Here is a 24,678-nt window from a genome sequence, read left to right on the forward strand (position 1 = left end):
AACACGCCTGTTGTTTGTCGAAGAAGCCTCAAGCTGCCGGTAGTGGAAGCATGCGGGGGATGAATCGGCGTTTCTCTAAAGCCAGCCGATACCCGAGCCTGCGAAAGCGGTGCGGTTACCTCGCCCTCTGCGGCGCCGATGCTGCCGACGGTTTTCTTGGCCGACGGGTGAAAATCCAGCGCTTCTTGCCCCGATTCGCACTTGTTGCCGGATTCTGGCTGTATATCTTACGGTCAAAGGGTATACTGGCGCATTCCATATAAATCCACTTGTATCGCGTGCGAATTCAACATGCAAAAGTTTGATACCAAGACCTTCCAGGGCCTGATCCTGACACTGCAGGATTATTGGGCGCGCCAGGGCTGCACCATCGTTCAACCATTGGACATGGAAGTCGGCGCGGGAACCTCACACCCGATGACGTGCCTGCGCGCACTGGGGCCGGAGCCGATGGCCGCCGCTTATGTGCAGCCATCCCGTCGCCCGACCGACGGCCGCTACGGCGAAAACCCGAACCGTCTGCAGCACTACTATCAGTTCCAGGTGGTGATTAAGCCATCGCCGGACAACATTCAGGAACTCTACCTGGGCTCGCTGAAAGAGCTGGGTCTGGATCCGACTATCCACGACATCCGCTTCGTGGAAGACAACTGGGAAAACCCGACGCTCGGCGCCTGGGGCCTGGGTTGGGAAGTGTGGCTGAACGGCATGGAAGTGACGCAGTTCACCTACTTCCAGCAGGTCGGCGGCCTGGAGTGCAAGCCGGTGACCGGCGAGATCACCTATGGCCTGGAGCGTCTGGCGATGTACATCCAGGGCGTGGACAGCGTGTACGATCTGGTGTGGAGCAACGGCCCGCTGGGCGTCACCACCTACGGCGACGTGTTCCATCAGAACGAAGTGGAGCAGTCCACCTACAACTTCGAATACGCCGACGTCGACTTCCTGTTCTCCTGCTTCGAGCAGTACGAGAAAGAAGCCCAATCGCTGCTGGCGCTGGAAAAACCGCTGCCGCTGCCGGCCTACGAACGCATCCTGAAGGCGGGCCATACCTTCAACCTGCTGGACGCGCGCAAGGCGATTTCGGTGACCGAGCGTCAACGCTACATTCTGCGCATCCGCACGCTGACCAAAGCCGTTGCCGAAGCCTACTACGCTTCCCGCGAAGCGCTGGGCTTCCCGATGTGCAACAAGAAGAACGAGAACTAAGAGGCAGCCATGACTCAACAGACTTTCCTGGTGGAAATCGGCACGGAAGAGCTGCCGCCGAAGGCTCTTCGTTCCCTGGCGGAATCTTTCGCCGCCAACTTCACCGCCGAGCTGGACAACGCCGGCCTGGAGCACGGTGACGTGAGCTGGTTCGCCGCACCGCGCCGCCTGGCGCTGAAAGTGGCCAACCTGAGCGCGGCGCAGGCCGATCGCGAAATTGAAAAACGCGGCCCGGCGATCGCTCAGGCGTTCGACGCCGAAGGCAAACCGAGCAAAGCGGCCGAAGGCTGGGCGCGCGGCTGCGGCATCACCGTCGATCAGGCGGAGCGCCTGGTGACCGACAAGGGCGAGTGGTTGATGTACCGCGCCCATGTCAAAGGCCAGTCGGCGCAACAACTGCTGGCCGGCATGGTCAGCACCGCGCTCGGCAAGCTGCCGATCCCGAAACTGATGCGCTGGGGCGATTCCGACGTGCAGTTCGTGCGTCCGGTGCACACCGTCACGATGCTGCTGGGCGCCGATCTGATCCCGGGCACCGTGCTGGGCATCGAATCCGCGCGCACCGTGCGCGGCCACCGCTTCATGGGCGAAGCCGAGTTCACCCTCGACAATGCCGACCAATATCCGCAGATCCTGCTGGAGCGCGGCAAAGTGGTCGCTGACTACGAAGCGCGCAAAGCCCTTATCAAACGCGACGCCGAACTGGCGGCGCAGAAGATCGGCGGCAAGGCCGATCTGAGCGACAGCCTGCTGGAAGAAGTGGCCTCGCTGGTGGAATGGCCGGTGGTGCTGACCGCCAAATTCGAAGAGAAATTCCTGGCGGTGCCGGCGGAAGCGCTGGTGTACACCATGAAGGGCGACCAGAAGTATTTCCCGGTGTACGACGCCGCAGGCAAACTGCTGCCTAACTTTATCTTCGTGGCCAACATCGAGTCGAAAGACCCGCAGCAGATCATCTCCGGCAACGAGAAGGTGGTGCGTCCGCGTTTGGCCGACGCCGAGTTCTTCTTCAACACCGACCGCAAAAAACGTCTGGAAGACAACCTGCCGCGCCTGGAAACCGTGCTGTTCCAACAGCAGCTGGGCACCCTGCGCGACAAAACCGATCGCATCCAGGCGCTGGCGGGCTGGGTTGCCGGCCAGATTGGCGCCGACGTCAACCACGCCACCCGTGCTGGCCTGTTGTCGAAGTGTGACCTGATGACCAACATGGTGTTCGAATTCACCGACACCCAGGGCGTGATGGGCATGCATTATGCGCGCCACGACGGTGAGGCGGAAGACGTCGCCGTTGCGCTGAACGAGCAGTATCAGCCGCGCTACGCCGGTGATGCGCTGCCGCAGTCGCTGGTGGCCTGCTCGCTGGCGATCGCCGACAAGATGGACACCCTGGCCGGCATCTTCGGCATCGGGCAGCATCCGAAGGGCGATAAAGACCCGTTCGCGCTGCGCCGCGCCGCGCTGGGCGTGTTGCGCATCATCGTCGAGAAAAACCTGCCATTGGATCTGCAGACTCTGACCGAAGAGGCCGTGCGCCTGTACGGCAGCAAGTTGACCAATGCCAAGGTGGTCGACGACGTGGTGGAATTCATGCTGGGTCGTTTCCGCGCCTGGTATCAGGAAGAAGGCCACGCGGTCGATACCATTCAGGCGGTGCTGGCGCGCCGTCCGACCAAACCGGCCGACTTCGACGCGCGCGTCAAGGCGGTATCCCATTTCCGTACGCTGGACGAGGCGGCGGCATTGGCTGCGGCCAACAAACGCGTCTCCAACATTCTGGCCAAGTCTACCGAAACGCTGAACGACAGCGTGCGCGCCTCGGTGCTGAAGGATGCGGCGGAGATCCAGCTGGCGACTCACCTGGTGGTGCTGCGCGACAAGCTGCAGCCGTACTTCGCGGCGGGCAACTACCAGGAAGCGCTGGTGGAACTGGCCGCGCTGCGTGAGCCGGTGGATGCGTTCTTCGACAACGTGATGGTAATGGCGGACGATGCGGAAGTGCGCGTTAACCGTCTGACGCTGCTGAGCAAACTGCGTGAGCTGTTCCTGCAGGTGGCGGATATCTCCGTGCTGCAGTAAGCGATTCTTTGCTGTGAAAAGGCGCCTGCGGGCGCCTTTTTTATGGTTGGCGTAACAGTCTGATACCGGCAGCGGTCAAGCGATAGCGTTGTAAACGGCTCTTGGGTTTATCCGGTAGCGTCATTTCAATCCAACCCGCATTCAAGGCCGGCTGTAGATAGCGCTCGCGGAAAGATTTTCGATCTTGCAACTGTAGAACATTCTGGAGTGCTTCTCGCGACATCTCCCCTTGCAGCGCCGCTAGCAAGTCAGCGACTTGGGGGGTGACTTGGGGGGTGACTTGGGGGGTAATGCTCAGCTCAAGCGCTTTTAGAATCATTTCCAGCATGAATTCAACGAAGGGTGAGCAATCGGTCTTTTGGTTGCTGGCATTCAGCGCCTGGTAATATCCGGGTTGGTTATCATGTACCAGACTCTCAACCGGCACGTTGGCGAACAACGGATCCCAGCGTGACAAAATCAGCGTTTGCCACAACCGTCCCATACGGCCGTTTCCATCGGCAAAGGGATGGATAAATTCGAATTCATAGTGAAATACACAGCTGCCGATCAGCGGTGGCAGGTCGGTTTGTTGCAGCCAGATGAGCAATTGACGGATTAGCAACGGTACGCGTTCCGCCGGTGGAGCCATATGTATCACAACATTGCCGTTCATCACGCCGACGCCGCTTTGACGATAGCGGCCAGCATCAGGCAGTAAGCTGTTCATCAACATCCCATGTGCGGCAAGCAGATCGCGTTCATTTTCGGGATGCCAATGATTCAGGTTGGTATAGCAATGGATGGCATTCATCGCTTCCTGAACGTCACGCGGAGGGGCGATGACGCGCTTACCTGCGATGATAGCGGTGATCTGCTCTTCGCTCAGGGTATTGCCTTCGATCGCCAACGAACCTTGAATAGTGCGGATCCGATTGATGCGCCTTAGCCGCAATGCATGCTCTTGTTCCGCTTGTATCGTCAAACGGGCCAATGCGGCGCCGACGTCTGTCGCCAGATGCAGAATGGAGGGCGTGATGGTCAACGGTGGCTGATAAGAGGACATGAGCAAGTTGGCCCGACGATAAACGTTGGAAAAGTGTACCATGCGTGCGTGGCACGTGCAGTACGCCGTTTTCAACCGCCTCCGGCCGAGACAATGTTCACCGCAAGCGGAATCGCGTATCGGAACGCCGCCAGTTGATCTATTCTTATAGGCGCACGGAGTGCGGAAAAAGGGGCGGAGTCCAATGAAAAAGCAGGTTTATAACAGGAGTTATGTCACATGGCGGTAGGGATCCAGAGCAGAGGTTTCGCGCGTTGGTTGGCACCGGTATTGGCATTGTTGGTGGTCATGCAATTGACCGCCTGCGGCGATAAAGAGCCGGAACAGCGCAAAGCATTTATCGATTACTTACAGAATACCGTGATGCGCAGCGGGGCGAATATCCCCACGCTGAGCGAAGATCAGAAGCAGAAGTTCGGCAACTATGCCGGCGATTACGCGATTTTGGTCGGTTTTTCGCAGCAGTTGTCCAAATCGGTCGGCGCCAGCCTGACCCCGGCGCTGGATCAGATTAACCAGATCCGCACCGCGCAGGACTACCTGAACAAACGCGACGCGCTGCAGCAATCGGTCGGGGCGTTGAACCTGTTGGGCCAGCAGATCCAGTCGGCCAAATCGCAGGCGGATACTGCCCACGCGGCGCTGAAGCAGCCTGACGATCTGAAGGCGGTGTACAACCAGGCCTATGACAAGATCGTCACCGCCCCGGCCAACGCCTTGATGCCGGCGATCCCGACTACCGCCAGCTTTGTGCAGGATCTGGTGCAGGTCGGCGACTTCCTGCAGAGCCAGGGCAATCAGGTCAGCTTCAACAACAACGGCGTGCAGTTCCGCACTGCGCAGCAGGTGGCGCAATACAACACCATGATGTCGAATCTGGTGGCTAAGCAGCAGAACCTGATGAATGCGCAGAAAACCATTCAAAGCGTGACGCAATAATAACGCGTCCAGGCGCGAAACAGGCCGGCATTGCCGGCCTGTTTTATTTCCCCTCAGCGTTTCCAATCGCTTGCTGGCTTATTGCGCAGGCTTCTGTACTACACTTCAATTAATCCATTCATTAGGCAATGTAGTTTTCTTTCATTCATCACTTCGCTAGTTCCCGGCGGGATGAGTGCTCACAGGGAAGATCAAACAGAGCGTTGCGATCGGCGCTGCAGCTAAAAATAAATTGTGACTAATGTCACAATTCAAAAACAAAACGCCAATTTAAAAATGTGATCATAGTCACTTTATTGGGGGTTTTGTGGCGACTTTTTTCTCACTGTGCTTTTTTTACACGCCATAAATGTGATATTGGTCACTATAAAGGGTGGTTTATTGGGGTGTTGTGTGTGATTTGTATCACAAAAAATCCGTGAAGTTCGCGTGACAAAAACAGCGTGATAGAGTCCGTTTCGCATACAGCGGCAACACGGCTGGATCGTCACAACAATAATCACGCGCTCTATTGTCAGCGCGTAACAATAGGGGTGTGTTTTATGTTTTCACCAGACATCAAGGTTAAAGTGCAAAACTTTGGCCGCTTCCTGAGCAACATGGTGATGCCCAACATCGGCGCCTTTATCGCCTGGGGGATTATCACCGCGCTATTCATTCCAACCGGCTGGCTGCCGAATGAGACCTTGGCTAAGCTGGTAGGCCCGATGATCACCTACCTGCTGCCGCTGCTGATCGGCTACACCGGCGGGCGGCTGGTGGGCGGCGATCGCGGCGGCGTGGTCGGCGCCATCACCACCATGGGCGTCATCGTCGGCGCCGACATGCCGATGTTCCTCGGCGCGATGATCGCCGGCCCGCTGGGCGGTTGGGCCATCAAGCATTTCGATCGCTGGGTGGACGGCAAGATCAAAAGCGGCTTTGAAATGCTGGTGAACAACTTCTCCGCCGGCATCATCGGCATGCTGCTGGCGATCCTGGCCTTCCTGGGCATCGGGCCGCTGGTGGAGGTGCTTTCCAAGCTGCTGGCGGCGGGCGTGCACGTGATGGTGACGAACAACCTGCTGCCATTGGCGTCCATTTTCGTTGAACCGGCGAAAATCCTGTTCCTGAACAACGCCATCAACCACGGCATCTTCTCGCCGCTGGGTATTCAGCAGGCCACGGAAGCCGGCAAATCGGTGTTCTTCCTGATAGAAGCCAACCCAGGTCCGGGCATGGGCGTGCTGATGGCCTACATGTTCTTTGGCCGCGGCAGCGCCAAGCAATCCGCCGGCGGTGCGGCGATCATTCACTTCCTGGGCGGCATCCACGAAATCTACTTCCCCTACGTGCTGATGAACCCACGCTTGCTGCTGGCGGTGATCCTGGGCGGCATGACCGGCGTCTTTACCCTGACGATGCTGAACGGCGGCCTGGTTTCTCCGGCTTCCCCGGGTTCGATTTTGGCGGTGCTGGCGATGACGCCGAAAGGCGCTTACTTCGCCAACATTGCGGCGGTATGCGCAGCCTTCGCCGTCTCCTTCGTGGTATCCGCTTTCCTGCTGAAAACCTCCAAGGTGAAAGAGGATGACGATCTGGAAGCTGCGACCCGTCGCATGCAAGAGATGAAATCGCAGTCCAAAGGCGGCGCGGCGGCATCGGTCGACGGCGATCTGAGCACCGTGCGCAAAATCATCGTCGCCTGCGATGCGGGCATGGGTTCCAGCGCCATGGGCGCCGGGGTGCTGCGCAAGAAAGTGGCCGACGCCGGGCTGAAGAACATCTCGGTGACCAACAGCGCCATCAACAGCCTGCCGGACGACGTGGATCTGGTGATCACCCACCGCGATCTGACCGAGCGCGCGATGCGCCACGCGCCGCAGGCCCAGCACATCTCGCTGACCAACTTCCTCGACAGCAAGCTGTACAGCGATCTGGTCGAGCGTTTGGTGGCGGTCAACAAAACCACCGACAACCAGCAGAAGGTGCTGGGCGCGCTGGACGACAGCTTTGAAGCCGGGGAACCGAACCTGTTCAAGCTGAGCGAGAGCAACGTGTTCCTCAACCTGCAGGCCAGCGACAAAGAGCAGGCGATCCGCTTCGCCGGCGAGCAGCTGGTGAAGGGCGGCTACGTCGAGGCGGAATACGTGCCGGCGATGCTGGAGCGCGAAAAGCTCACCTCCACTTACCTGGGCGAATCGATCGCCGTGCCGCACGGCACCATCGAGGCCAAAGACCGGGTGCTGCGCACCGGCGTGGTGTTCTGTCAGTACCCACAGGGCGTGCGCTTCGGCGATGAAGAGGATGAAGTGGCCCGTCTGGTGATCGGCATCGCCGCGCGCAACAACGAGCATATTCAGGTGATCACCAGCCTGACCAACGCGCTGGATGACGAGAGCGTGATCGAGCGGCTGGCGAATACCACCAGCGTTCAGGAAGTGCTGGACCTGCTCGGCGGCAAAAAAGCCGGATAACGGAATCATTTTAAAGGGTGCAGCTTGCTGCACCCTTCGACATTAAGAAGGTAGAGTTATGAAAGCATTACATTTTGGCGCAGGGAATATCGGCCGCGGTTTTATCGGCAAGCTGCTGGCGGACGCCGGGGTTGAACTGACCTTCGCCGACGTCAATCAAACGGTGCTGGATCTGCTGAACAGCCGTAAAAGCTACGCGGTGCACGTGGTGGGCGAGCAAGAACGCGTGGAGAGCGTCAACAACGTCAGCGCCGTCAACAGCGGCAGTGAGGCTGCGGTGGCGCTGATCGCCGAGGCGGATCTGGTGACCACCGCCGTGGGCCCGCAAATTCTCGCCAAAATCGCCGGCACGATCGCCAAAGGGCTGGTGCTGCGCCATCAGCAGGGCAGTGTGCAACCGCTGAACATCATCGCCTGCGAGAACATGGTGCGCGGCACCAGCCAGCTGAAGCAGCACGTGTTCGCCGCGCTGCCGCAGGACGAGCAGGCATGGGTTGAACAGCACGTCGGCTTTGTCGATTCGGCGGTCGACCGCATCGTGCCGCCGGCGGACAGCAGCGATCCGCTGGAAGTGACGGTGGAAACCTTCAGCGAATGGATCGTCGATCAGACGCAGTTTAAAGGCCAGCCTCCGGCGATCGCCGGCATGGAACTGACCGACAACCTGATGGCGTTCGTCGAGCGCAAGCTGTTCACCCTCAACACCGGCCACGCCATCACCGCCTACCTCGGCCAACGGGCCGGGCTGCAAACCATTCGCGACGCCATTCTCGACCCGGCGATCCGCCGCGTGGTGAAAGGGGCGATGGAAGAGAGCGGCGCGGTGCTGATCAAGCGTTACGGCTTCGACGCCGACAAGCATGCCGCCTACATCAACAAAATCCTCGGCCGCTTTGAAAATCCGTATCTGCACGACGACGTCGAGCGCGTAGGGCGCCAGCCGCTGCGCAAACTGAGCGCCGGCGATCGCCTGATCAAACCGCTGCTGGGCACGCTGGAATACGGCCTGCCGCATGCCAACCTGATCCAGGGCATCGCCGCCGCCATGAGCTACCGCAGCGAACAGGAGCCGCAGGCGCAGGAACTGGCGGAACTGCTGAACACGCTCGGGCCGAAAGCCGCGCTGGCGCAAATTTCCGGCCTGCCGGCGGAAAGCGAGGTTGTAGAAGAGGCCGTTGCTGTGTATAACGCCATGCACAAGTAGAATCGTGATGATGAACACCCGAGCGCAGCTTGCTGCGCTCCTGGAACCCGAGTTCGGCATCGACGGCCCTCCCCACGCCTTTCGAAAAGCGACGATGGAAGAAGCACAGGCATTTGAAAACCAGGTTCTGGAAAAGCTGAACGCGGGCAAAACGGTGCGCAGCTTCCTGATCGCGGCGGTAGAGCTGCTGGCGGAAGCGCTCAACGTGCTGGTGGTGCAGGTATTCCGCAAGGACGACTATGCGGTGAAATACGCCGTCGAACCGCTATTGTCCGGCAGCGGCCCGCTGGGGGAGCTGTCGGTACGCCTGAAGCTGATGTACGGGCTGGGGGTGATCTCCCGCCACGAATATGAAGACGCCGAACTGCTGATGGCGATGCGCGAAGAGCTGAACCACGACGGTTCGGAATACCGCTTCGTCGACGACGAAATCCTCGGGCCGTTCGGCGAGCTGCACTGCGTGGCCGCGCTGCCGCCGGTGCCGACCTTCCTGCAGCCGGGCGAGGCGGATGAAGCGCTGATCGCCATGCAGCGCCAGCGCTATCAGCAGATGGTGCGCTCCACCATGGTGCTGTCCATTACCGACCTGATCGCCGGCATCGGCGCCAAACAACCTTCCCGACTCTCTCCTCTCGGCCGCGGCTAAGCGAAGGCCGCGCGCCATTCGTCGAACAGCAACCACAGCGCGGTGGCGGCCATCAGCCCGGACATCACGCCGTTGAAGGCGCGCAGTTTCCAGGTGACCCGCAGCGCGTTGCGCAACCGGTCGCCCAACACCGCCCACAGCAGCACGCACGGCAAGTTCAGCAGCGCGAAACCGGCGATGATAGACAGCGTATGGACGAAAGTGGCGCCTTCGCGCGGGGTGAACAGGATCGCCACGTTGATCACCATCAGCCAGGCCTTGGGGTTGACCGCCTGAAACAGCGCGCCGCTGAGCAGGCTCATCGGCTGCGCCTGTTCTTTGGCGTCCGGCGAGGCCGCCTGAAACAGCTTCCATGACAGCCACAGCAGATAGGCGCAGCCGATCACCGCCAGCGGCAGGCGGATGACGCCGGCCCAGCTCAGTGCCAGCGCCAGCAGCGGGATAATGATCGCCAGCTGTACCGCACAACCGACGCAGATGCCGAACAGCATCGGCAGGGTGCGGCGCAGGCCGAAGTTAACGCCCGACGAGGCCAGCAGCAGGTTGTTGGGGCCGGGAGTGATCGACATGACGGTGACGTAGCTGACAAAGGCGGAGTCCAGCATGGCAGGTTCCTTGAACGTGAAAATGACGGTAATAACGAGAGGATCAGCATAATCGCTGCGATGGGATGGTGACAGAATCACAAATCGGATATTGTCATGGTTACAGTTGTATGAAATGTAAACTGTACCCATTGCCTGGAGAGAAACTGTGACCTTGCTCGATGAAACCCCGGATACCCGTTACCTGCAGCTGGCGGATACGCTGGCCGAAGCCATTCGCCGCGGCACGCTACAGCCCGGCGACCGCTTGCCTTCGGTGCGGCGCTGTGCGCAAACCCATCGCGTCAGCATCAATACCGTGGTGTCGGCTTACCGCACGCTGGAGGATCGCGGGCTGATCGAAGCGCGGCCGCAGTCGGGGTTTTATGTCCGCAGCACGCTGCCGGCGCTGAAGATGGCCTCGGCGCCCAGCGGCCGCATCGAGCCGCCGGCGGACGACGTGCTGGCGTTGATCGATACGGTGTTCGCCGCCCAGCAGAACCCGGCCTTCACCAACATTGCGCTGGCCTGCCCGCAGACCAGCGATTTCTATCCCGGCGGCAAACTGGGGCGCATGCTGTCTTCCCAACTGCGCCGCCAGCCGGGTCTGATCGGACAATATCCGTTGCCGCCCGGCAGCCTGCGGCTGCGTCAGCAGATCGCCCGCCGCTCAATGACGCTCGGCATGCTGTTGGAGCCGGGCGACGTGGTGTTGACCCACGGCTGCATGGAGGCGCTGCAGCTGGCGCTGCGCGTCACCACCAAACCGGGCGACTGCGTCGGGCTAGAGTCACCGACCTACTTTTATCTGCTGCCGCTGCTGGCCAGCCTGGGGCTGAAAGCGCTGGAAATCCCTACCGATCCCCAGCTGGGGCTGTCGCTGGACGCGCTGGAGCTGCTGCTGAACGAGAAGCGGCTGAATGCGGTGATCGCCATGCCGACGGTGCAAAACCCGCTGGGTTGCACCATGCCGCTGGCCGCGAAAAAGCGGCTGGCGCGGCTGATGAACGATCATCAGGTGCCGTTGATTGAAGATGGGCTGTATGCCGAGATCCAGTTCGGCGGCGCGCTGTCGCCGGCGGTGAAGGCGTTCGATCGCGACGGCTGGGTGCTGTTTTGCTCCAGCTTCACCAAAACGCTGGCGCCGGATTTTCGCGTCGGCTGGATCTGCGGCGGCCGTTTTCACGAGGCGTTGCGCAAGCTGAAGGCGGTGTCGTCGATGTCCGAGTCGCAGCTGCTGTCGGAAACGCTGGCGACCTTCCTGGAGAGCGGCGGCTACGATCACCATTTGCGCAACCTGCGCAAGCGCTATGCGGCGCAGGTCGACGAGGCGAGGGCGCTGATCGCCCGGCATTTCCCGCGCGGCACGCTGGCCACGCAGCCGGCGGGCGGCTTCGTGTTCTGGGTCGAATTCCCTCCCGGCGTGGACAGCGTGGCGCTGTTCCATCAGCTGCTGGAGGAGCAGATCTGTTTGACGCCGGGCACCCTGTATTCCCCGAGCGGGCGCTACCGCAACGCGCTGCGGCTCTCCTGCTGCTACCCGTTCAACGCGCGTTACACCCAGGCGCTGGCCCGGCTCGGTGCCAGGGCCTGCGAGATGAGCGGCCTGCCGCCCGGCATTGCGCAGGGCGGGTAACGGCGCGCGCCTTTTGCTACAATGCCGGTATCATTGATTAGCGTGCCATTTTGGGCACAACGGGCCAGAGACCATGAAAGAGAAAGAAAAGGCAGAGATCAAGCGCCTGAGCGACCTGCTGGACGCCTTGAACCACAAAGACGCCACCGTGATCCAACAGGGCAACCCTGAGTTGATCGCGCAGCACACCAAAGAGAAAGAGAAGCTGGCGACGGAGATCGAGCGCCTGAAAAACGTGCGCGGCGAGAAGCTGAGCGCCGAAGCGCAGAAGCTGAGCCAGCTGCCGTTCAGCCGCGAGATCACCAAGAAAGAGCAGGCCGATATGGGCGCGCTGAAGAAAAGCGCGCGCGGGCTGATCGTAGTGCACCCGATGACCGCGCTGGGCCGCGAGATGGGCCTGAAAGCGGTCACCGGCTACGCCAAGAAAGCGTTCTGAATCCCCGGGCGTCAGACCTTGGTGGTGAAATACGCCTTGGTCTGATAGGGCACGGTGACCGTGTCCTTGCCCCGCAGTTCCTCTTCTTCCTCCACCAGTTGGCGCAACCGATCGATAACCTGCTCCTGTTGCGGCTGCGGCAGCGCGGCGATAAAGCTGGTTGAACGCACGCGGTTGTAGATCACGTCCTCCACCGCGCCGCGGTGGCCGAGCATAAACACCTGCTCCTGCAGCGGTTCAAAGCCTTTGAACGGGAAGAGTTTGCGCCATTCGCCGGTATAGAAACGCGGCGCATCGCCTTCGTGGCTATCGACGATCTGATTCAGTTTACGCACCCAACCGACGCGCGCATCGCGCATGTTCCACACCAGGCCGAGTTTGCCGCCGGGCTTGAGAATGCGCTGGATTTCCGCCAGCGCCTGCGGCGTGGCGAACCAGTGGAAGGACTGGGCGCACACCACGGCATCCACCGACTCGTCCGGTAGCGGGATCGCGTCGGCGGTGCCCGCCAGCGTTTTCACCTGCGGCAGCGCCGCCGACAGTTTTTCCAGCATTTGCGGCACCGGTTCGACGGCGATCACCTGCGCGCCGGTTTCCAGCAGGCGCGGGGTGAACTTGCCGGTGCCGGCGCCGAGATCGATGACCGTCATGCCGGCGTGCAGGCCGATGACGTCACGCAGCCAGGCGGCGATTTCCGGCGGGTAATCCGGCCGGCCTTTCACATAGCGATCGGCATTGGCCTGATAGCCCTCGGCGGCGGCGTGATGAATCGAATGGGTCGGGGTGGTCATATACCTGGCTCCTGGCTGAAAAAACGTGCGGCTACAGTATAGGCGGAAGAAAAGGGTTAACGCGGCATTCGGCGCACGTTTTTCATTTTTCCGCCCGCGCTTTCAATGGCCGAGCAGGCGGCGGTTGAAATCCTCAAGGCGCCCTTCGGCGAGCCGCGTGAGCATGGTCTTGCTCCAGCTGGCGGAGAGGCCGGCCACCGCCAACAGGCGGCGATACTGTTCCGCATCGAACGGCATGTGCCAGGCGATGGCGATGGCTTCGGCCACCGACACATCGCTGTTGCGCGCCGCCAGCGCCAGCGGACGATCGCCGCTGACCGCGCCCGGCGACACCACCCGATACAGCCAGCCGCAGCGGCCGCTTTGCTGCATCAGCACCGAAATGTCCTCGATGGCGAAGTGATAATTGAGCTTGAAGCACGGCGAGCGCGGCTGGGTGACCTGGATCAGCGCCTCGCCCCAGCGGAAGATGTCGCCCATAAACACATTGTGTTCGGTCAGCCCTTCGGTGGAGATATTCTCGCCGAAGGCCGGGGCGCAAAATTGCTCGGCCTGCGCCGGAAACTGCTCGCGCCAGTGGGCATAATGCTCGCGCGGGTAGTGGCACAGCGCGCGGTCCGGCCCGCCGTGGTAGCTTTTTTCGGCCTGTTCGTCGCCTTCCAGGCCGAGCGGCGTGAGCCGGATGGTGCCATCCACCTGGCGTTTGGCGATGGCGCTGGGGCGCCCGCCTTCATAGGGTTGAATGCTGCCGATGTAAACGTCTGGGTGATGCATGTGCGCCTCCGTGTCTCGCGTCGAGGGCTCAGCATAGCCTGAGTTGTTCTCGTACACTACCCGGCATTTACCTGTACGGAAGGATGTGTTTTTCCTGTCTATATTTAGGCTTTTATCGTCGAGAAAAAACCATGCGTTTCATTGTATTGAGGCATGCGGAGTCAGAATGGAACCGCTCGGGGATTATTCAGGGGCGAAGTGACAGTCCGCTGACAGAAGAGGGGCGACGTCAAATCGCTGGGCTTGGCGCTCGCTTGCAAATGTTATCGGTCACTTTGTTGATCAGTTCACCGGCTGGTCGGGCTTTTACGACAGCGGAGACGTTGGCTGAGAGATGTGGCTGCACTGTGCAAATGGATGAGCGTTTGCAGGAGCAAGATTTTGGCCGACTGGAAGGATTATCTTATGCGCAGGCCATGCGCGATTATCCAGAAGCGACGCAGTGCCTCTTTGCCGGTAAGGCAGAGGCGTCGGCTCCGGGAGGGGAGAATGCTTATGAGGTTGCCTGGCGCCTAATGGCTTGTCTGTCCGATCTGGCTGTCGATGGACAAAATCAAACGCTTGGTGTTGTTACGCACGGCCATGCTCTGCAGGCACTGATTTGGTGGCTTAAAGGGGCCTACCCGCAGGAGGACCTCCGCAGATACGGTCATCGCAATTGCGGCTACGCAATGCTTGATGTGACCGCCTCTGGTTTTAATTTGTTGAATTGGGGAGTCGCGACCCACCTGTTGCCACAAAGATAGGGCGAGGAACGGATATTCCTCGCCTGAGGGCGTCAGAAGGTGGTCCAGTTCTCTTCCGCTGCGGCGTTGGCGGCCGCGGGTTTTACGGCTGGCGCTTTCTGCGCAGCGGCTTTCACGGCGGCGGGTTCGGTCTGCTCCGCCAAACGGAACACCGAAACGCTCTGCAACAGCATGTCGGCCTGCTCTTCCAGCGAATCGGCGGCGGCGGCGGACTCTTCCACCAGCGCGGCGTTCTGCTGAGTGGTATGGTCCATTTCGACGATCGCCTGGCCAATCTGGGCGATGCCGCGCGTCTGTTCATCGGAGGCGGCGGCGATCTCGGCCATGATGTCGCGCACGTGGGTAACCGAGCGGACGATCTGCTCCATGGTATTGCCGGTGCTTTCCACCAGTTCGGTGCCGGTTTTCACCCGGCTGACCGATTCGGCGATCAGCCCTTCGATCTCCTTCGCCGCCTGGGCGCTGCGGCTCGCCAGGCTGCGCACTTCGCTGGCGACCACCGAGAAGCCGCGTCCCTGTTCGCCGGCGCGCGCCGCTTCCACCGCGGCGTTGAGCGCCAGGATGTTGGTCTGGAAGGCAATACCGTTGATCAGGGTGGTAATTTCTGCGATACGCTGTGAACTGCTGGAAATATCGCGCATGGTGCTGACCACGTTCTCCACCAGCTTGCCGCCCTGTTGCGCGGTCTGCGAGGCGTCGGTGGCCAGCTGGTTGGCGTGATGAGCATTGTCGGCGTTTTGTTTCACCGTGGCGGTCAGCTGTTCCATGCTGGCGGCGGTTTCCTCGACCGCCGCCGCCTGCTGCTCGGTGCGGGAAGAGAGATCGGTGTTGCCGGCGGCGATTTCCGCGGAGGCGGTGGAGACCTGGCTGACCCCCATCTGGATCTTCTCAATCATGGTGCGCAGATTTTGGCTCATCGCCGCCACCGCGTTCAGCAACTGCCCCAACTCATCGCGGCGGGTGCTGGTCTGCGCCTGGCGCAGATCGCCGCTGGCGATGCGTTCCGCCATCGCCAGCGTACTTTGCAGCGGACGGGTGATCTGCAGCGTGATGCGCCAGGCGATAAGCACTCCGGCGATAATCGCGATCAGGGTGGTGATGCCCATCTGCAGCTGCGCCAGGTTGATGTTGCTGCGCGTCTGCGCCAATTCGTCCTGCATAAAGGCGTTCACCAGCGTGCCGATCTCATGCGCGCGTTCACCGAGCTGTCGGCTGATCTGCTGCTCGTGCTCATAGGCCGGCAGGTAGGCCGCGATACGGTTTTTGTAATCGTCCAGGGCAGCCAGCAGCGGTTGCAGCTGCGGGCGCTGCGCGTCGCTGACCCGGCGGCTCAAGGCGTTGGCCGCGTCGCGCGCGTCGTCGATGGCCGCCATCAGCGGCGCTTCGGTTTCCTTGTTCAGGCTCAGCAGCAGACCGCGCGCGCCGTAGCGCACCTGGGTCAGCTTCTGGTTCAGCTGGATGAAGGCCAACTGCAGATCGCCGTTGGTGAGCTGGCGCTCCACTTGGCTCAGGCTGGCCTGCACTTCCGACATGTTCCAGCTCTGGCGCACCGCGTCTTTCGCCGAGACCGCCTGCTCAAAGATTTTTTGCTGTTGCTGATATTCCCCAATCAGCGTCACCAGACGCTGCAGATCCTTGCGGCTTTGGGCGTCCCAGTCCAACGTCTGGCCCTGGTCTATCAGTTTGACGGCGTTATCGATATTGGCGCGGTTGTTCTGCAGATACTCCGGCTGGTAGGTCTGGCCGTACATGGCGCGGTTGTATTTGGCCTGGTTGATCTCCTCGTTCAGCCGGTTGCTGAAGTCGATGCGATCGGCGCGGGATTCGATGATGTGCAGGTATTGCGCCCCGGTGCCGGCGATGACGACCGCCAACAGCAGCAACAGCGCGAAACCGAAGCCGAGCTTTTTACCTACGGTGAGATGGGTGAACTTTCCTGCCAATGCTTGCAATGCCGCCATAGCGTTTTTCCTTCTCCGGGCGAACGTCAATTGAACAAACCATCGGCAAGAAGTGGTCAAACTTTAGCGGATTTCAGGCAAAAAAATACCCGCCTGCGGCGGGCATCTTCATCAACGGTGGCGAATTACTTCTTCGCGGCGAAGCGTGCGGCCGCTTCGTCCCAGTTGACCACGTTCCAGAACGCCTTGATGTAGTCAGGGCGTTTGTTCTGATATTTCAGGTAGTAAGCGTGTTCCCACACGTCCAGACCGATGATTGGGAAACCGGAAGCGCCGGCGACGGCTTCGCCCATCAGCGGGCTGTCCTGGTTAGCGGTAGACACCACGGCCAGTTTGCCGTCTTTCAGCACCAGCCAGGCCCAACCGGAACCGAAGCGGGTGGCTGCGGCTTTCTCGAACTCTTCCTGGAATTTCTCAACGCTGCCGAAATCGCGCTCGATGGCCGCTTTCAGATCGCCGCCCAGCGTGGTGCCGGTTTTCAGGTTTTTCCAGAAGAAGCTGTGGTTGGCGTGGCCGCCGGCGTTGTTGCGCATGAAAGTGCGTTTGTCGGCAGGCACTTTATCCAGATCCTGGATCAGCTCTTCAACGCTGTATTTGGCCAGCTCAGGGTAAGCTTCCAGCACGGTGTTGGCGTTGTTGACGTAGGTCTGATGGTGTTTGGTGTGATGGATTTCCATCGTCTGCTTGTCGAAATGCGGTTCCAGTGCGTCGTAAGCGTACGGCAGGGATGGCAGTGAATAACTCATAATCATCATCTCCAGTGGTGTATGGGCGGCGCAAAGGGCGAGCACCGCGTAAGCAGTCGGATCATTATAGTTAATTAAATGATATTGAAAATGATTATCAATGCCCTGCTAACTGTGTGGTTAATGAACAAATCGCTGCGTTAACATACTGATAGAAAGGAGGCCTTGAGCGCCTCTTCATGCCTTGGCGCCGATGCGTTGGTTACTCTCTATACTGTAGAGAGCGCCGAGCCTGCTGCGACGCCGAAATGTATCGAAATGTGCCAATGCGTTCACTGAATGAGCACGAGTGTGTAACAACCACAAGCACGCTGTGGTAATATCGCCGCGTCGCGTATCAGCATAACAACAGTGACATTAGCGCTCCGCCGTTTTGGCGAGGAGCGCCATTTGAACAATGTGACAATCGAGAGTAAAGGAGACCCCCATGCAGGTCAGCAGAAGGCAGTTCTTTAAGATCTGCGCTGGCGGTATGGCAGGAACGACGGTAGCCGCGCTGGGCTTTGCCCCCGAAGTGGCGTTGGCGGAAACCCGGCAGTACAAACTGCTGCGCGCCCGCGAGACCCGTAATACCTGTACGTATTGTTCCGTCGGCTGTGGGCTGTTGATGTACAGCCTTGGTGATGGCGCCAAAAACGCCAAAGAAAGCATTTTCCATATCGAAGGGGATCCGGATCACCCGGTAAACCGCGGCGCGCTTTGCCCGAAAGGCGCCGGCCTGGTTGACTTTATCCACAGCGAAAGCCGCCTCAAGTACCCGGAATACCGGGCGCCGGGGTCGGACAAATGGCAGCGCATCAGCTGGGACGACGCCTTTACCCGCATCGCCAAGCTGGTGAAAGAAGACCGTGACGCCAACTTCATCAAAACCAACGACCAGGGCGTTACCGTCAACCGTTGGCTGACCACCGGCATGCTGTGCGCCTCGGCCGCCAGCAACGAAACCGGTTTTCTGTCGCAAAAATTTAGTCGCGCTCTCGGCATGCTTGCCGTAGACAACCAGGCGCGTGTCTGACACGGACCAACGGTAGCAAGTCTTGCTCCAACATTTGGTCGCGGTGCGATGACCAACCACTGGGTTGATATCAAGAACGCGAATTTGATTATCGTCATGGGCGGTAATGCGGCGGAAGCGCATCCGGTGGGGTTCCGCTGGGCGATGGAAGCCAAAATACACAACAATGCCAAGCTGATCGTGATCGATCCGCGCTTTACCCGAACCGCATCGGTGGCGGACTTCTACACGCCGATCCGCTCCGGGACCGACATCGCTTTCCTGTCGGGCGTGTTGCTGTATCTGATGACCAACAACAAGTTTAACCGCGAGTACGTCGAGGCCTACACCAACGCCAGCCTGCTGGTGCGGGAAGACTTTGCCTTCGAAGACGGCTTGTTCAGCGGCTACGACGCGGAAAACCGCAAGTACGACAAAACCACCTGGAACTACCAGTTCGACGAGAACGGCTTCGCCAAGCGCGACGTCACGTTGCAGGATCCGCGCTGCGTGTGGAACCTGCTGAAGCAGCACGTGAGCCGCTACACGCCTGACGTGGTGACCAACATCTGCGGCACGCCGAAGGACGATTTCCTCAAGGTGTGCGAATACATCGCCGAAACCTGCGTCGCGGATAAGACCGCTTCGTTCCTGTACGCCCTGGGCTGGACTCAGCACTCGGTCGGCGCGCAGAACATTCGCACCATGGCGATGATCCAGCTGCTGCTCGGCAACATGGGCATGGCGGGCGGCGGCGTCAACGCGCTGCGCGGCCACTCCAACATCCAGGGGCTGACCGATCTCGGCCTGCTGTCGCAGAGCCTGCCGGGCTACCTGACGCTGCCGTCGGAGAAACAGACCGATCTCGAGACCTACCTGAAGGCCAACACGCCGAAGGCGCTGCTGCCGGGCCAGGTGAACTACTGGGGCAACTACCCGAAATTCTTCGTCAGCATGATGAAGACCTTCTACGGCGACAAGGCGCAGAAGGACAACAGCTGGGGCTTTGACTGGCTGCCTAAGTGGGACAAAGGCTACGACGTGCTGCAGTACTTCGAGATGATGTCGCAGGGCAAGGTCAACGGCTACTTCTGCCAAGGCTTTAACCCGGTGGCGTCGTTCCCGAACAAAAACAAGGTGGTGGCTTCGCTGTCCAAGCTGAAGTTCCTGGTGACCATCGATCCGTTGAACACCGAGACCTCCAACTTCTGGCAGAACCACGGCGAGTTCAACGAGGTGGATTCCTCGCAGATCCAGACCGAAGTGTTCCGCCTGCCGTCCACCTGCTTCGCCGAAGAGAACGGCTCGATCGTCAACTCCGGCCGCTGGCTGCAGTGGCACTGGAAAGGCGCGGACGCCCCGGGTGAAGCGCTGAACGACGGCGAGATCCTGGCGGGCATCTTCAGCCGCCTGCGCGAGATGTATGCGCGCGACGGCGGCGCGGTGCCGGAACAGGTGCTGAACATGCGCTGGGACTACCTGACGCCGGACAACCCGGCGCCAGAAGAGGTGGCGCAGGAGAACAACGGCAAGGCGCTGGCGGATCTGCTGGATGCCGACGGCAAAGTGGTGGTGAAAAAAGGCGAGCTGCTCAGCTCGTTCGCGCAGCTGCGCGACGACGGCACCACCGCCAGCGGTTGCTGGATCTTCGCCGGCAGCTGGACGCCGGCCGGCAACCAGATGGCGCGGCGCGACAACGCCGATCCGTCCGGCCTCGGCAACACGCTGGGCTGGGCCTGGGCATGGCCGCTCAACCGCCGCATTCTGTACAACCGCGCCTCGGCGGATCCGCAGGGTAAACCGTGGGATCCGAAACGCCAGCTGCTGGAGTGGGACGGCGCCAAGTGGGTCGGGGCCGATATCCCGGACTACAGCACCGCCGCGCCGGGCAGCGACGTCGGGCCGTTCATCATGCAGCCGGAAGGCATGGGCCGCCTGTTCGCCACCGACAAGATGGCGGAAGGGCCGTTCCCTGAACACTACGAGCCGTTCGAAACGCCGCTCGGCACCAACCCGCTGCACCCGAACGTGGTGTCCAACCCGGCGGCGCGCGTGTTCAAGGACGATCTGGCGGCGATGGGCAAATCCGACAAGTTCCCGTACGTCGGCACCACCTATCGTCTGACCGAGCACTTCCACTACTGGACCAAGCACGCGCGGCTGAACGCCATCGCGCAGCCGGAGCAGTTTGTGGAGATCGGCGAAAAGCTGGCGGAGAAGAAGGGCATCAAGCAGGGCGATACCGTGAAGGTCAGTTCCAACCGCGGCTACATCAAGGCCAAGGCGGTGGTGACCAAGCGAATTCGTACGCTGCAGGTGCACGGCCAGGAAGTCGACACCATCGGCATCCCGATTCACTGGGGTTACGAAGGGGTGGCGAAGAAAGGCTTTATCGCCAACACGCTGACGCCGTTCGTCGGCGACGCCAATACGCAAACGCCGGAGTTCAAGGCGTTCCTGGTCAACGTGGAAAAGGTGTAACGGAGACGAATTATGGCCATGCAATCTCAAGACATCATTCGTAAATCCGCCACCAATGGCTTCACGCCGGCGCCGCGCGCCCGTGACCACCAGGAAGAAGTGGCCAAACTGATCGATGTCACCACCTGTATCGGCTGCAAGGCCTGTCAGGTGGCCTGTTCCGAATGGAACGACATCCGCGACGAAGTGGGGCACAACGTCGGGGTGTACGATAACCCCGCCGATCTGACCGCCAAGTCGTGGACGGTGATGCGCTTCTCCGAGGTGGAGGAAAACGGCAAGCTGGAATGGCTGATCCGCAAGGATGGCTGCATGCACTGCGCCGATCCGGGCTGCCTGAAGGCCTGCCCGTCGGAAGGCGCGATCATTCAGTACGCCAACGGCATCGTCGACTTCCAGTCCGAGCACTGCATCGGCTGCGGCTACTGCATCGCCGGCTGCCCGTTCGACGTGCCGCGCATGAACAAGGACGACAACCGGGTGTACAAGTGCACCCTGTGCGTCGACCGCGTGGACGTCGGCCAGGAACCGGCCTGCGTGAAAACCTGCCCGACCGGCGCCATTCACTTCGGCACCAAGGAAGCGATGAAGCAGGTGGCGGCGGATCGCGTCAGCGAGCTGAACACCCGCGGCTACCAGAACGCCGGTCTGTACGATCCGGCAGGGGTGGGCGGCACGCACGTGATGTACGTGTTGCACCACGCCGACAAACCGCAGCTGTACCACGGTTTGCCGGACAACCCGAGCATCAGCCCGGCGGTGACCTTCTGGAAGGGCGTGTGGAAACCCCTGGCGGCCATCGGCTTTGCCGCCACCTTCGCGGCCAGCGTGTTCCACTATGTCGGCGTCGGGCCTAACCGCGTCGAGGATGAGGACGAGCACGACGAGTCGCATGACGAGGAGACGCGCAAATGAGAAAGGAAAAGCCCATTCAGCGTTACAGCGCGCCGGAGCGCATCAACCACTGGATAGTGGCGTTCTGCTTCGTGTTCGCCGCCATCAGCGGGCTGGGGTTCTTCTTCCCCTCCTTCAACTGGCTGATGAACATCTTCGGGACGCCGCAGCTGGCGCGCATTCTGCACCCGTTTGTCGGGGTCATCATGTTCGCCGCGTTCCTGCTGATGTTCCTGCGCTACTGGAAGCATAACCTGATCAACCGGGAAGATATCGTCTGGGCCAAGAATATCCACAAAATCGCCATGAACGAGGAAGTGGGTGACACCGGGCGCTATAATTTCGGCCAGAAGTGCGTGTTCTGGGCGGCGATTATCAGCCTGGTGCTGCTGCTGGCCAGCGGCGTGGTGATCTGGCGGCCGTATTTTGCGCCGTCGTTCTCCATCCCGCTGATCCGCATCGCGCTGCTGGTGCATTCGCTGGCCGCGGTCGGCCTTATCATCGTGATTATGGTGCACATTTACGCCGCATTGTGGGTAAAAGGCACCATTACCGCGATGGTGGAAGGCTGGGTGCCGGCGGCCTGGGCCAAGAAACATCATCCGCGCTGGTACCGTGAGGTCCGCGAGAAACGACAGGAAGATAAACCCTGATGAGTATCCGCATCGTTCCTAAAGAGCAGTTAGGGGCACAGCGTGAGAAGTCCACAACGGCGGAGAACATCCCGCCGTTACTTTTCGCCAACCTGAAAAGCCTGTACAGCCGCCGCGCCGATCGTCTGCGTCAGCTGGCGGTCGACAACCCGCTGGGTGACTACCTGAACTTTGCCGCCGAGCTGGCGCAGGCGCAGCAGCATGCGCTGCACGATAACCCGCTGCAGCTCGATCTGAGTGAAGCGTTGGTGCAGGGTGCCGCCAGCGGCAAACCGCCGCTCGATCTGAGCGTGTTCCCGCGCAGCGAGCACTGGCGCAAGCTGCTGACGTCGCTGATCGCCGAGCTGCGTCCGCAGGCGCCGGAACACATTCTGGTGGTGCTGGACAACCTGGAGAAGGCCTCGGCGCACGAGCTGGAGCTGATGGCCGACGCCTTGCTCAACCGCGAGTTCGGCAAGGTGGGCAGCGAGAAGGCGCCGTTCCTCTGGGCCGCACTGTCGCTCTATTGGGCGCAGATGGCCAGCCTGATCCCCGGCAAGGCGCGCGCCGAATACGGCGAGCAGCGCCAGTTCTGCCCGGTGTGCGGCAGCATCCCGGTTTCCAGCATGGTGCATATCGGCACCGTCAACGGCCTGCGCTACCTGCACTGCAACCTGTGCGAAAGCGAATGGCACGTGGTGCGGGTGAAGTGCAGCAACTGCGAGCAGACCCGCGATCTCAACTACTGGTCGCTGGACAGCGAGCAGGCGGCGGTGAAGGCGGAAAGCTGCGGCGACTGCGGCACTTACCTGAAGATCCTCTATCAGGAAAAAGACCCGCAGGTCGAAGCGGTGGCCGACGATCTGGCTTCGCTGGTGCTGGACGCCCGCATGGAAGAGGAAGGCTTCGGCCGCAGCAGCATCAATCCGTTCCTGTTCCCGGCGGAGTAACCGCCCGGCCCCGTTCGCGCGGGGCCGGACAAGCAATTTCAGAACGGGCTTCTGGCATTCGCCCGGGCGAGTTGCTACGTTTAGGCCATGACGCGCCAAGCGAAAGGAACCACGATGTTAAACACCCTGGCAAAACTGACCGCGGTCGCCGTGTTGGCGATCGGACTGGCGGCCTGCGACAACAAGGACGACACCAAACCGGCGGTGCCGCCACCGGACACCAAGCCGACCGTGACGCAGCCCGCGCCACCGCCGCCGCCTGCGCCGGTAGAGGCCCCACCCGCGCCGCCGGGGCTGAACGTGTCGCTGCAGAAGGGCAAGATCACCTTCGAGTTGCCGCCGGGCTTTAGCGATCAAACGCTGAACAGCGGCATCGTCAATGACAGCACCTCCACCATCCAGCGCTTCCTCGACGGCAAGTCGCGCCAGAGCGCGGTTTCGTCCGAAGTGATCCCGCCGGACGGCATGAAGATCAATACCAGCGACAAAATGCTGAAAGAGCTGACGCAGAGCGCCATCACGGTGCTGGCCGAGCGCTATCAGAATATCCAGACCACCAAAGAAGAGAACTTCACCGTCGGCAAACAGAAGTTTCGCCGGGTGGATACCGAGCAGACCGTCAACGGCCAAAAGGTGGTGTCCACCCTGGTGTTGACGGTGTTCAACAAACGGGTGGTAACGCTGCAAATGCTGTCGCCGGCCAAAACGCCGGAAGTGCATCAGGCGCTGGTGCAGCGGATTATCGATACTCTGGCGGTGAAGTAAGGGCATTGCGCCGCGGCCAGGACGAAGCGGAGGAGACCGGATGAAGCTTATCGGCAGTTACACCAGCCCCTTTGTGCGCAAGATTTCCGTGATGCTGCTGGAGAAGGGGATCGCGTTTGAATTCGTCAACGATCCGCCGTATGAGCCCGGCAGCCGGGTGAAGGAGCAGAACCCGCTCGGCAAAGTGCCGGTGCTGATCGCCGATGACGGCGAGGTGTTTTACGACTCGCCGATCGTGGCCGAATACCTCGAACTGCTGACGGTGGATCCGGCGTTTTTGCCGGCCGATCGCGCCGTGGCGCTGCGCGTCCGCCAGGTGGCGGCGCTGGCGGACGGCGTGACTGAGGCGGCGGCGACGCTGTACCGCGAAAGCCGGCGTGCGCCGGAAAAGCAGGACGAAAACTGGATGCTGCGCCAACGTGACAAGCTGACGCGCGGCCTGGATGCGCTGGAGGCGCTGGCGCAGGAAAAAACGTGGCTCAATGCCGAGCGGCTGACGCTGGCGGATATTGCCACCGGCTGCGCGCTGGGCTACCTGAATTTCCGCCGCATCCTGCCCAACTGGTGCGTCCAACGTCCGGCGCTGGTCAAGCTGGCCGAACGCCTGTTCGCCCGCGAAAGTTTCGCCCGCACGGCGCCGCCCTGAACGTTCTTTTCTCCCCGCCGCGGCGGGGTTTTGCTATGCCGATACGTCTAAACTGAAAACCGAG

At 60.8% G+C, this 24,678-nt stretch carries 21 protein-coding genes; 15 read left to right on the forward strand and 6 right to left on the reverse strand.

The features are described 5' to 3' along the window. Window positions 1-291: 291 nt before the first annotated feature. Window positions 292-1,209, forward strand: a complete 918-nt coding sequence (glyQ, locus tag ACP3TA_RS05990; protein ID WP_004933966.1) for a glycine--tRNA ligase subunit alpha — start codon at window positions 292-294, stop codon at window positions 1,207-1,209. Between the two features lie 9 nt (window positions 1,210-1,218). Further along, on the forward strand, window positions 1,219-3,288 hold the full coding sequence (glyS, locus tag ACP3TA_RS05995) for a glycine--tRNA ligase subunit beta (RefSeq protein ID WP_033645123.1): 2,070 nt from the start codon (window positions 1,219-1,221) through the stop codon (window positions 3,286-3,288). 40 nt (window positions 3,289-3,328) lie between these two features. On the opposite strand, the gene ACP3TA_RS06000 is transcribed toward glyS, so the two are convergent. Beyond that, window positions 3,329-4,333: a Fic family protein gene (locus tag ACP3TA_RS06000; RefSeq protein WP_060660858.1), complete on the reverse strand. Its 1,005-nt coding sequence runs from the start codon at window positions 4,331-4,333 to the stop codon at window positions 3,329-3,331. A gap of 219 nt (window positions 4,334-4,552) precedes the next feature. Between ACP3TA_RS06000 and ACP3TA_RS06005 the strand changes: the two genes are divergently transcribed. The 4 genes from ACP3TA_RS06005 (at window position 4,553) to ACP3TA_RS06020 (ending at window position 9,578) form a co-directional block, all read left to right on the forward strand. Next, on the forward strand, window positions 4,553-5,272 hold the full coding sequence (locus ACP3TA_RS06005; protein WP_025304780.1) for a DUF3053 domain-containing protein: 720 nt from the start codon (window positions 4,553-4,555) through the stop codon (window positions 5,270-5,272). A 542-nt stretch (window positions 5,273-5,814) separates the two neighbouring features. Beyond that, window positions 5,815-7,728, forward strand: coding sequence for a PTS mannitol transporter subunit IICBA (locus ACP3TA_RS06010; protein ID WP_033652307.1), 1,914 nt, complete (start codon window positions 5,815-5,817; stop codon window positions 7,726-7,728). 58 nt (window positions 7,729-7,786) lie between these two features. Continuing rightward, a complete protein-coding gene (locus tag ACP3TA_RS06015; protein ID WP_206196328.1) occupies window positions 7,787-8,932 on the forward strand; it encodes a mannitol-1-phosphate 5-dehydrogenase in 1,146 nt (381 codons plus the stop codon). A gap of 94 nt (window positions 8,933-9,026) precedes the next feature. Then, complete coding sequence (locus tag ACP3TA_RS06020) at window positions 9,027-9,578, forward strand: MltR family transcriptional regulator (protein WP_016929575.1); 552 nt, start codon at window positions 9,027-9,029, stop codon at window positions 9,576-9,578. On the opposite strand, the gene ACP3TA_RS06025 is transcribed toward ACP3TA_RS06020, so the two are convergent. Next, a complete protein-coding gene (locus tag ACP3TA_RS06025; protein ID WP_033652305.1) occupies window positions 9,575-10,183 on the reverse strand; it encodes a LysE family translocator in 609 nt (202 codons plus the stop codon). The two genes, ACP3TA_RS06020 and ACP3TA_RS06025, sit on opposite strands and share 4 nt — an antisense overlap. A 148-nt stretch (window positions 10,184-10,331) precedes the next feature. Here ACP3TA_RS06025 and ACP3TA_RS06030 point away from each other — a divergent pair, with 148 nt between their 5' ends. Beyond that, window positions 10,332-11,798, forward strand: coding sequence for a PLP-dependent aminotransferase family protein (locus tag ACP3TA_RS06030; protein WP_033645119.1), 1,467 nt, complete (start codon window positions 10,332-10,334; stop codon window positions 11,796-11,798). A 73-nt stretch (window positions 11,799-11,871) separates the two neighbouring features. Then, window positions 11,872-12,234: a YibL family ribosome-associated protein gene (locus ACP3TA_RS06035; protein WP_021504152.1), complete on the forward strand. Its 363-nt coding sequence runs from the start codon at window positions 11,872-11,874 to the stop codon at window positions 12,232-12,234. An 11-nt stretch (window positions 12,235-12,245) separates the two neighbouring features. On the opposite strand, the gene ACP3TA_RS06040 is transcribed toward ACP3TA_RS06035, so the two are convergent. Both ACP3TA_RS06040 and yiiM read right to left on the reverse strand, forming a co-directional pair. Beyond that, window positions 12,246-13,025 (reverse strand): class I SAM-dependent methyltransferase, encoded by a 780-nt coding sequence (locus ACP3TA_RS06040; RefSeq protein ID WP_047025984.1) that lies wholly within the window; start codon window positions 13,023-13,025, stop codon window positions 12,246-12,248. Window positions 13,026-13,127: 102 nt separating this feature from the next. Next, a complete protein-coding gene (yiiM, locus tag ACP3TA_RS06045; protein WP_206196329.1) occupies window positions 13,128-13,799 on the reverse strand; it encodes a 6-hydroxyaminopurine reductase in 672 nt (223 codons plus the stop codon). Window positions 13,800-13,930: 131 nt separating this feature from the next. Here yiiM and ACP3TA_RS06050 point away from each other — a divergent pair, with 131 nt between their 5' ends. Continuing rightward, entirely contained in the window at window positions 13,931-14,545 is a 615-nt protein-coding gene (locus ACP3TA_RS06050; protein WP_046688002.1) for a histidine phosphatase family protein, read from the forward strand. Between the two features lie 32 nt (window positions 14,546-14,577). Here the strand turns inward: ACP3TA_RS06050 and ACP3TA_RS06055 are convergent, their stop codons facing one another. Together ACP3TA_RS06055 and sodA are read right to left on the reverse strand one after the other, a co-directional pair. Further along, complete coding sequence (locus ACP3TA_RS06055; protein ID WP_033645116.1) at window positions 14,578-16,506, reverse strand: methyl-accepting chemotaxis protein; 1,929 nt, start codon at window positions 16,504-16,506, stop codon at window positions 14,578-14,580. Window positions 16,507-16,631: 125 nt separating this feature from the next. Continuing rightward, window positions 16,632-17,252, reverse strand: a complete 621-nt coding sequence (gene sodA / locus ACP3TA_RS06060; protein WP_004934003.1) for a superoxide dismutase [Mn] — start codon at window positions 17,250-17,252, stop codon at window positions 16,632-16,634. Between the two features lie 427 nt (window positions 17,253-17,679). Here sodA and fdnG point away from each other — a divergent pair, with 427 nt between their 5' ends. From fdnG to ACP3TA_RS06090, 6 genes are all read left to right on the forward strand, one after another. Beyond that, window positions 17,680-20,727: a formate dehydrogenase-N subunit alpha gene (gene fdnG, locus ACP3TA_RS06065; RefSeq protein WP_103101707.1), complete on the forward strand. Its 3,048-nt coding sequence runs from the start codon at window positions 17,680-17,682 to the stop codon at window positions 20,725-20,727. A gap of 12 nt (window positions 20,728-20,739) precedes the next feature. Beyond that, window positions 20,740-21,642 (forward strand): formate dehydrogenase subunit beta, encoded by a 903-nt coding sequence (gene fdxH, locus ACP3TA_RS06070; protein WP_004934014.1) that lies wholly within the window; start codon window positions 20,740-20,742, stop codon window positions 21,640-21,642. Next, the gene (fdoI, locus tag ACP3TA_RS06075; protein ID WP_004934017.1) at window positions 21,639-22,274 is read left to right on the forward strand and encodes a formate dehydrogenase cytochrome b556 subunit; all 636 of its coding nucleotides are present in this window, start codon (window positions 21,639-21,641) and stop codon (window positions 22,272-22,274) included. Before fdxH ends, fdoI begins: the two co-directional genes overlap by 4 nt. After that, window positions 22,274-23,203: a formate dehydrogenase accessory protein FdhE gene (gene fdhE, locus ACP3TA_RS06080; protein WP_033645113.1), complete on the forward strand. Its 930-nt coding sequence runs from the start codon at window positions 22,274-22,276 to the stop codon at window positions 23,201-23,203. The genes fdoI and fdhE overlap by 1 nt, the downstream gene beginning before the upstream one ends. 114 nt (window positions 23,204-23,317) lie before the next feature. Continuing rightward, entirely contained in the window at window positions 23,318-23,968 is a 651-nt protein-coding gene (locus ACP3TA_RS06085) for a DcrB-related protein (RefSeq protein ID WP_033645112.1), read from the forward strand. Between the two features lie 40 nt (window positions 23,969-24,008). Continuing rightward, window positions 24,009-24,614: a glutathione S-transferase gene (locus ACP3TA_RS06090; RefSeq protein ID WP_122004618.1), complete on the forward strand. Its 606-nt coding sequence runs from the start codon at window positions 24,009-24,011 to the stop codon at window positions 24,612-24,614. Window positions 24,615-24,678: the final 64 nt, after the last annotated feature.

The organism is Serratia sp. 2C06 (genome assembly GCF_050037615.1).
GTDB lineage: Bacteria > Pseudomonadota > Gammaproteobacteria > Enterobacterales > Enterobacteriaceae > Serratia > Serratia ureilytica.

Coding starts and splice junctions, on each gene's coding strand:
- glyQ (WP_004933966.1), top strand. CDS start 292: ATGCAAAAGTTTGATACCAAGACCTTCCAGGGCCTGATCCTGACACTG.
- glyS (WP_033645123.1), top strand. CDS start 1,219: ATGACTCAACAGACTTTCCTGGTGGAAATCGGCACGGAAGAGCTGCCG.
- ACP3TA_RS06000 (WP_060660858.1), bottom strand. CDS start 4,333: ATGTCCTCTTATCAGCCACCGTTGACCATCACGCCCTCCATTCTGCAT.
- ACP3TA_RS06005 (WP_025304780.1), top strand. CDS start 4,553: ATGGCGGTAGGGATCCAGAGCAGAGGTTTCGCGCGTTGGTTGGCACCG.
- ACP3TA_RS06010 (WP_033652307.1), top strand. CDS start 5,815: ATGTTTTCACCAGACATCAAGGTTAAAGTGCAAAACTTTGGCCGCTTC.
- ACP3TA_RS06015 (WP_206196328.1), top strand. CDS start 7,787: ATGAAAGCATTACATTTTGGCGCAGGGAATATCGGCCGCGGTTTTATC.
- ACP3TA_RS06020 (WP_016929575.1), top strand. CDS start 9,027: ATGGAAGAAGCACAGGCATTTGAAAACCAGGTTCTGGAAAAGCTGAAC.
- ACP3TA_RS06025 (WP_033652305.1), bottom strand. CDS start 10,183: ATGCTGGACTCCGCCTTTGTCAGCTACGTCACCGTCATGTCGATCACT.
- ACP3TA_RS06035 (WP_021504152.1), top strand. CDS start 11,872: ATGAAAGAGAAAGAAAAGGCAGAGATCAAGCGCCTGAGCGACCTGCTG.
- ACP3TA_RS06040 (WP_047025984.1), bottom strand. CDS start 13,025: ATGACCACCCCGACCCATTCGATTCATCACGCCGCCGCCGAGGGCTAT.
- yiiM (WP_206196329.1), bottom strand. CDS start 13,799: ATGCATCACCCAGACGTTTACATCGGCAGCATTCAACCCTATGAAGGC.
- ACP3TA_RS06050 (WP_046688002.1), top strand. CDS start 13,931: ATGCGTTTCATTGTATTGAGGCATGCGGAGTCAGAATGGAACCGCTCG.
- ACP3TA_RS06055 (WP_033645116.1), bottom strand. CDS start 16,506: ATGGCGGCATTGCAAGCATTGGCAGGAAAGTTCACCCATCTCACCGTA.
- sodA (WP_004934003.1), bottom strand. CDS start 17,252: ATGAGTTATTCACTGCCATCCCTGCCGTACGCTTACGACGCACTGGAA.
- fdxH (WP_004934014.1), top strand. CDS start 20,740: ATGGCCATGCAATCTCAAGACATCATTCGTAAATCCGCCACCAATGGC.
- fdoI (WP_004934017.1), top strand. CDS start 21,639: ATGAGAAAGGAAAAGCCCATTCAGCGTTACAGCGCGCCGGAGCGCATC.
- fdhE (WP_033645113.1), top strand. CDS start 22,274: ATGAGTATCCGCATCGTTCCTAAAGAGCAGTTAGGGGCACAGCGTGAG.
- ACP3TA_RS06085 (WP_033645112.1), top strand. CDS start 23,318: ATGTTAAACACCCTGGCAAAACTGACCGCGGTCGCCGTGTTGGCGATC.
- ACP3TA_RS06090 (WP_122004618.1), top strand. CDS start 24,009: ATGAAGCTTATCGGCAGTTACACCAGCCCCTTTGTGCGCAAGATTTCC.